This is a genomic window from Solirhodobacter sp., from assembly GCF_964715405.1.
This window is the reverse complement of the sequence record NZ_CBAICG010000043.1, coordinates 22874-29234: the sequence shown is the minus strand read 5'-3', so window position 1 is coordinate 29234 and position 6361 is coordinate 22874. Positions and strand designations below refer to the sequence as shown.

At 67.7% G+C, this 6361-nt stretch carries 5 protein-coding genes; 4 read left to right on the top strand and 1 reads right to left on the bottom strand.

Annotated features, from left to right (window positions below; genetic code table 11):
* The 4 genes from AC11WY_RS15780 to AC11WY_RS15765 form a co-directional block, all read left to right on the top strand.
* On the top strand, positions 1–377 hold a 377-nt coding region (locus tag AC11WY_RS15780; protein WP_482927219.1), incomplete at its 5' end, for a recombinase RecA family protein.
* Between the two features lie 160 nt (positions 378–537).
* Entirely contained in the window at positions 538–3195 is a 2658-nt protein-coding gene (gene alaS, locus AC11WY_RS15775) for an alanine--tRNA ligase (protein ID WP_482927217.1), read from the top strand.
* Position 3196: 1 nt separating this feature from the next.
* Positions 3197–3487 (top strand): DUF1330 domain-containing protein, encoded by a 291-nt coding sequence (locus tag AC11WY_RS15770; RefSeq protein WP_482927215.1) that lies wholly within the window; start codon positions 3197–3199, stop codon positions 3485–3487.
* 67 nt (positions 3488–3554) lie between these two features.
* Complete coding sequence (locus AC11WY_RS15765; RefSeq protein WP_482927213.1) at positions 3555–4658, top strand: mandelate racemase/muconate lactonizing enzyme family protein; 1104 nt, start codon at positions 3555–3557, stop codon at positions 4656–4658.
* 47 nt (positions 4659–4705) lie between these two features.
* Here AC11WY_RS15765 and AC11WY_RS15760 read toward each other — a convergent pair whose 3' ends face one another.
* Positions 4706–6298, bottom strand: coding sequence for an OpgD/OpgG family glucan biosynthesis protein (locus tag AC11WY_RS15760; protein WP_482927209.1), 1593 nt, complete (start codon positions 6296–6298; stop codon positions 4706–4708).
* Between the last annotated feature and the right edge of the window lie 63 nt (positions 6299–6361).

Sequence of the window (6361 nt, the reverse complement as noted above, 5' to 3'; positions counted from 1 at the left end):
ATGCGAGCGTCCGGCTCGACATCCGCCGCACCGGCTCGATCAAGGACCGCGACGAGGTCGTGGGATCGTCCACCAAGGTGAAGGTGGTGAAGAACAAGGTCGCCCCGCCGTTCCGCGAGGTCGAATTCGACATCATGTACGGCGAGGGCATTTCCAAGACCGGCGAGTTGCTGGATCTCGGCGTGAAAGCTGGCGTGGTGGAAAAGTCGGGTGCCTGGTATTCCTACGGCGACGAGCGCATCGGCCAGGGCCGCGAGAATGCCAAGGCGTTCCTGAAGTCGAACCCCGCCATCGCCGACGATATCGAGGACAAGATCAGGGCCAGTCACGGGCTGGACTTCGGCATCTCGGGCGGTGCGGAGGTTCTGGACGAATAGGCCCCAACCGGGGCGGCATCACCGATCGGGCCGACGGCGCAGGCTGTCGGCCTTTTGATCTGGTGTGGCCCGTCCGGGTCGGCGGTTCGGGTGGACAGGCCCCGCGCAGATGGCTAAACCCGTCGCGATGCCGACCCAGCCGTGAAGAGGCCCGCCAGACATGCCGTCGCTGAACGATATCCGCTCCACCTTCCTCGATTTCTTCGTGCGCAACGGCCATACTGCGGTCGCCTCCAGCCCGCTGGTGCCGCGCAACGATCCCACGCTGATGTTCACCAACTCCGGCATGGTGCAGTTCAAGAACGTCTTCACCGGAGTCGAGCACCGCGACTACACGCGCGCCACCACCGCACAGAAATGCGTGCGCGCGGGCGGCAAGCACAACGATCTGGACAACGTGGGCTACACCGCGCGCCATCATACGTTCTTCGAGATGCTGGGAAATTTCAGCTTCGGCGACTACTTCAAGGAGGACGCGATCCCCTTCGCCTGGGAATTGCTGACCAGGGACTACGGCATCCCGAAAGACAAGCTCTGCGTCACCGTCTACCACACCGATGTCGAGGCCGCGGCGATCTGGAAAAAGGTCGCGGGCCTGCCGGAAGAGCGCATCATCCGCATCCCCACCGATGACAACTTCTGGCGCATGGGGCCCACCGGCCCCTGCGGCCCCTGCACCGAGATCTTCTTCGACCACGGCGACAAGATCTGGGGCGGCCCGCCGGGCTCGCCCGATCAGGACGGCGACCGGTTCATCGAAATCTGGAACCTCGTCTTCATGCAGAACGAGCAGTTCGCCGATGGCCGCCTGATCCCGCTGCCCAAGCAGTCGATCGACACTGGCATGGGGCTGGAGCGGATCGGTGCGCTGTTGCAGGGCAAGCACGACAACTACGACACCGACCTGATGCGCAGCCTGATCGAGGCCTCGGCGCACGCGACCAGCACCGATCCCGACGGCACCGGCAAGATCCACCACCGGGTGATCGCCGACCACCTGCGGTCCACCAGCTTCCTGATCGCCGACGGGGTGATGCCGTCGAACGAGGGGCGCGGCTATGTGCTGCGGCGGATCATGCGGCGCGCCATGCGCCACGCGCACCAACTGGGCGCGACCGATCCGGTGATGTATCGCCTGGTCCCGGCGCTGGTGCGCCAGATGGGCACGGCCTACCCGGAACTCGGCCGGGCGCAGGCGCTGATCGAGGAAACCCTGCGGCTGGAGGAATCGCGGTTCAAGCAGACGCTGGATCGCGGGTTGCGGTTGCTGGATGATGAGCTTGCCAAGCTGGCGAGCGGCGCGCCGCTGCCGGGCGAGGCGGCGTTCAAGCTGTACGACACCTACGGTTTCCCGCTCGACCTGACGCAGGACGCGCTGCGCGAGAAAGGGCTGACGGTCGACGTTGGCGGCTTCGAGGCCGCGATGGAGGCGCAAAAGCAGAAGGCGCGGGCGAGCTGGGCCGGCTCGGGCGAGACCAAGGACGCCACGATCTGGTTCGACATCGCCGAGGCGAGTGGCGTGACCGAGTTTCTGGGCTACGACACCGAAGCGGCCGAGGGTCAGGTGCTGGCCTTGGTGCGCGGCGGCGTGCGCGTCGCCGAGGCGGGCACGGGCGAGGCGGTGCAGGTGGTGCTGAACCAGACGCCGTTCTACGCGGAATCGGGTGGGCAGGTTGGCGATGCCGGGTGGCTGTCGACCGATACCGGCAAGGCGCGCATCACCGAGACGAAGAAATCGCAGGGCGTGTTCATCCACATGGCCGAGGTGACCGAGGGCAAGCTGCTGCCCGGCCAAGGGGCGGCGCTGACGGTGGACCATGCCCGCCGCGCGGCGATCCGCGCCAACCATTCGGCCACGCACCTGTTGAACGAGGCGCTGCGGCGCACGCTGGGCGAGCATATTGCGCAGCGCGGCAGCCTGAACGCGCCCGACCGGCTGCGGTTCGACTTCAGCCACGGCAAGGCGGTTTCTGCGGCGGAAATGGCCACCATCGAGACCGAAGTGAACGCGATGATCCGCCAGAACGGCGCGGTGGAAACGCGGATCATGACCCCCGACGACGCGCGGGGTCTGGGGGCGCAGGCGCTGTTTGGCGAGAAGTATGGCGATGAGGTCCGTGTCGTCTCGATGGGTGCGCAGGACGGCTCGGGCAAGGGGCTGGACGGGCGGACCTATTCGCTGGAACTGTGCGGCGGCACCCATGTCGGGCGGCTGGGCGAGATCGGGGTCTGCGTGCTGCTGGGCGACAGCGCATCCTCGGCCGGTGTGCGGCGGATCGAGGCGCTGACCGGCGAGGGCGCGCTGACCTGGCTGGCCGAGCAGCGCGAGCGGTTGGCGGACGTGGCGGCGGTGGTGAAGGCGTCACCGGCCGAACTGGCCGACCGGCTGAAGGCGCTGCTGGAGGAACGCCGCGCGTTGCAGAACGAGGTCGCGCAGTTGCGCCGCGAACTCGCGATGGGCGGCGGTGCGGCGGGTGGGCCGGAAGCCAAGGATATCAATGGAGTGAAGTTCGTGGCTCAGGTGCTTTCGGGCGTTTCCGGCAAGGATTTGCCCGCGCTGATCGACGAGATGAAGGCGCGGCTCGGCTCGGGCGCGGTGCTGCTGATCGCCGACACGGGCGGGAAACCGGCCGTTGCGGCGGGCGTGACCGCCGACCTGACGGCGCGGCTGTCGGCGGTGACCATCGTCAAGGCTGCGGCCGAGGCGATGGGCGGCAAGGGCGGCGGCGGGCGGCCCGACATGGCGCAGGCGGGCGGCGCGGATGCGTCGAAGGCGGATGAGGCCATCAAGGCGGCGGAAGCCGTGATCGGGGCGTAGGATGACCGCGCTGTGGATTGCCCATGTGACGGTGACGGACCCCGAGGCCTACGGGCGTTATGCGAAACTTGCGGGCGCCCCGATCGCCGCGCATGGCGGCGTGTTCCTCGCCCGTGGCGGGCGCTATGTGCAGCTTGAGGGCCTCGACCGCGCCCGCAACGTGGTGGCGCGCTTCCCCAGCCTGGAGGCGGCGGTGGCCTGCTACAACTCGCCCGCCTACCGCGAGGCGCTGAGCCACGCGCAGGGCGCCGCGGTGCGCGATCTGGTGGTGGTGGAGGAAACCGCCCCCTGAGGTCGCTTTCCGGCGCGGCCTTGGGCGCCGAAGCCGCCATGATCGGCCTGCCAACGGGAGGGCCGCCATGAAGATTGCCAAGCTGGAAACCTTCACGAACGAATTCGTGGGCTTCGTCCGGGTCACCACCGACACCGGCGACACCGGCTGGGGCCAGGTCTCCACCTACAACGCCGACATCACCTGCACCATTTTCCATCGCCAGATCGCGCCTTGGGCGCTGGGAACGGATGCTTTGGATTTCGCGGATACCCTGGAGCGGATCGGCGAGCGCGAGCACAAGTATCCCGGCAGCTACCTGCGCCGCGCGATGGCAGGCTTGGATACCGCGTTGTGGGATTTGCGCGGCAAGCTGGCGGGCAAGCCGGTCTGCGCCCTGATCGGCGGCACGCCGGGGCACCTGCGCGCCTACGCCAGTTCGATGCGCCGCGACATCACGCCCGAGAATGAAGCCGCGCGGCTCTGCGCGCTGCGGGATCGGTTCGGTTTCGACGCCTTCAAGTGGCGCGTCGGTGCGGAATGCGGGCGCGACGTGGATGAATGGCCGGGGCGAACCGAGGCGGTGATCCCGGTGGTGGCAAAGGCGCTGGGGCAGGGCGTGGCGAAACTGGTCGACGCGAATTCCGGCTTTTCGCCCCGGCGGGCGATCGAGGTCGGGCGGATGCTGGAGCAGCACGGCATCAGCCACTACGAGGAACCGTGCCCCTACTGGGAGCTGGAGCAGACGAAAGAGGTCACCGACGCGCTGAGCCTTGACGTGACGGGGGGCGAGCAGGACTGCGACTACGGCACCTGGCGCCAGATGATCGCGCTGCGCGCGGTGGATATCGTGCAGCCCGACGTGATGTACATGGGCGGCCTGACCCGGACGCTGGAGGTGGCGCGGATGGCGGCGGCGGCGGGGCTGCCCTGCACGCCCCATGCCGCCAATCTTGGCCTCGTGACGATGTGCACCATGCACCTGCTGCGCGCGATCCCGAACGCCGGGAAGTATCTCGAGTTCTCGATCGAGGGGGCGGACTACTACCCCTGGCAGCAGGGCCTGTTCCTGGGCGATCCCTACCGCATTGTTGACGGGCAGGCCGAGGTGACCGAGGCCCCCGGCTGGGGGGTGGAGGTCAACCCGGCCTGGCTTGAACGGGCGAGCTACCAGTCAAGCGCCCGCGACTGACGGGCGCCCCGAATTTTCGGCGAAAATTCGAGGCTCCGGCGTGATGCTCAGTGCCGACCCCAGCGCAGGATCTGATCCGGGTGCAACTGGCCCAGCCAGGTTTCCGTCAGCGGCGTGTCGTTGCGCGCGAGGTAGGCGCGGGCGTCGACCGTCTCCATCCCCTCGGGCGCCTTGACGTCGAAGATCAGCCGCCAGCGGTCGGTGCCGACAACCGGCAGCACATAGGGGTTCACCACCTCGACGCCCTCGGGCACCGAAACCACGGGTGTGATGCCGTCCTTCACGGTCAGGCCGGTCAACGCCGGGCCTTCGAAGTCGATGGCGATCTTGATCTGGCTGTCCGGGCGTGGCTGGCCCGGCACCCCGCCGCGGCCGAACCGGGTGGCCACGGTGCGCGCGACCTGCCAGTCGGCCGGTTCCTGACGGGTCCAGTAAAGCTTGTAATCGAGCGCGACCTGGGCGCCCTTCTCGGGCTCGGCCTTGGGCACCCAATAGGCGACGACGTTGTCGAAAATCTCGTCATCGGTCGGGATCTCGACCAGTTGCACCGCGCCGGGGCCCCAGTCGCCGATCGGCTCGACCCAGACCGAGGGGCGCTTGTTGTAGAACACGCCGTCATCCTGAAAATGCTCGAAGTCGCGGTCGCGCTGAATCAAGCCGAAGCCTTTGGGGTTGTTGTCCGAAAAGCTGGAGGTGACGACCCGGTCGGGATCGTTCAGCGGGCGCCAGATCCGCTCGCCGGTGCCCGAGATCATGGCGAGGCCATCCGAGTCGTGCACCTCGGGGCGCCAGTCGAAACCTTGCAGGCGGTTCGCCTCGGAATACCAGAACATCGAGGTCAGGGGTGCGATGCCCAGGCGGCCCACCGGCCCGCGGAAAAAGAGGTGGCTGGAGATGGTCAGCACCTGGCCATCGCTGTCGCGCCCGGTCATCTTGAACGCGCCCGAGACCGAGGGGCCATCCATCAGCGCGTAGATCGTCACGGTGCCGTCGGGGTTGCCCTCGATCCAGAAGTCGGTGAAGCGGGGAAACTCTTCGGGCTGCGCCATGCCGGTGTTCAGCGCGATGCCGCGGGCCGAAAGCCCGTATTGGCGGTCGGCGCCATCGGTGCGGAAATAGGCGGCGCCGAGAAAGCTGATCCAGTCGGATTTGAGGTCGGGCCGCATCAGGCGGAAGCCGGCGAACCCGGCCTCGGACTGCACCGCCTGGGCCGGGCTGTCCTTCGGCATGTCGAAGTAGTCCGAAGAATAGAGCACCTCGCGCGACTGGCCGTTCTCGACCAGATGCATCCCGACCGGATTGCGGAAATAGGTGCCCTCGTGGAAGAACTGCACCGGAACCGAGCCTGCGAAGACGGTATCCTCGGGCTTGACGCGGATGTGCCAGTAGGCGTCGTAGTCGATCTTGTCGTAAAGCTCGGGGTGCTGGACGATGTGCGGGGCATAGGGCTGTTTCGCCAGCGCCTCGGCCCTGGCGGTCAGCGTGTCGAAGGAAAACGCCTCGGCGGGCCCGAGCTTCGGCTGGAACGCGGGGGCTGCGGTGTCGGCGCGCAGCACGGCGGGCAGGGCCAGCACGGCGAGCGCGACGGCGAGCGCGCGGACAAGGTCAAGGGGCCAGCGGCGCGAAAGGGCTTTGGGCACGGTCGACTCCGGAAAAAACAGGCGGCGCGCGTGTTTATCCTGTTTTCCCGCCGCCGTGAAGGG

What these genes read in the sequence shown, in the direction of transcription:
- alaS (WP_482927217.1), top strand. Translation starts at nt 538, where the DNA reads ATGCCGTCGCTGAACGATATCCGCTCCACCTTCCTCGATTTCTTCGTG.
- AC11WY_RS15770 (WP_482927215.1), top strand. Translation starts at nt 3,197, where the DNA reads ATGACCGCGCTGTGGATTGCCCATGTGACGGTGACGGACCCCGAGGCC.
- AC11WY_RS15765 (WP_482927213.1), top strand. Translation starts at nt 3,555, where the DNA reads ATGAAGATTGCCAAGCTGGAAACCTTCACGAACGAATTCGTGGGCTTC.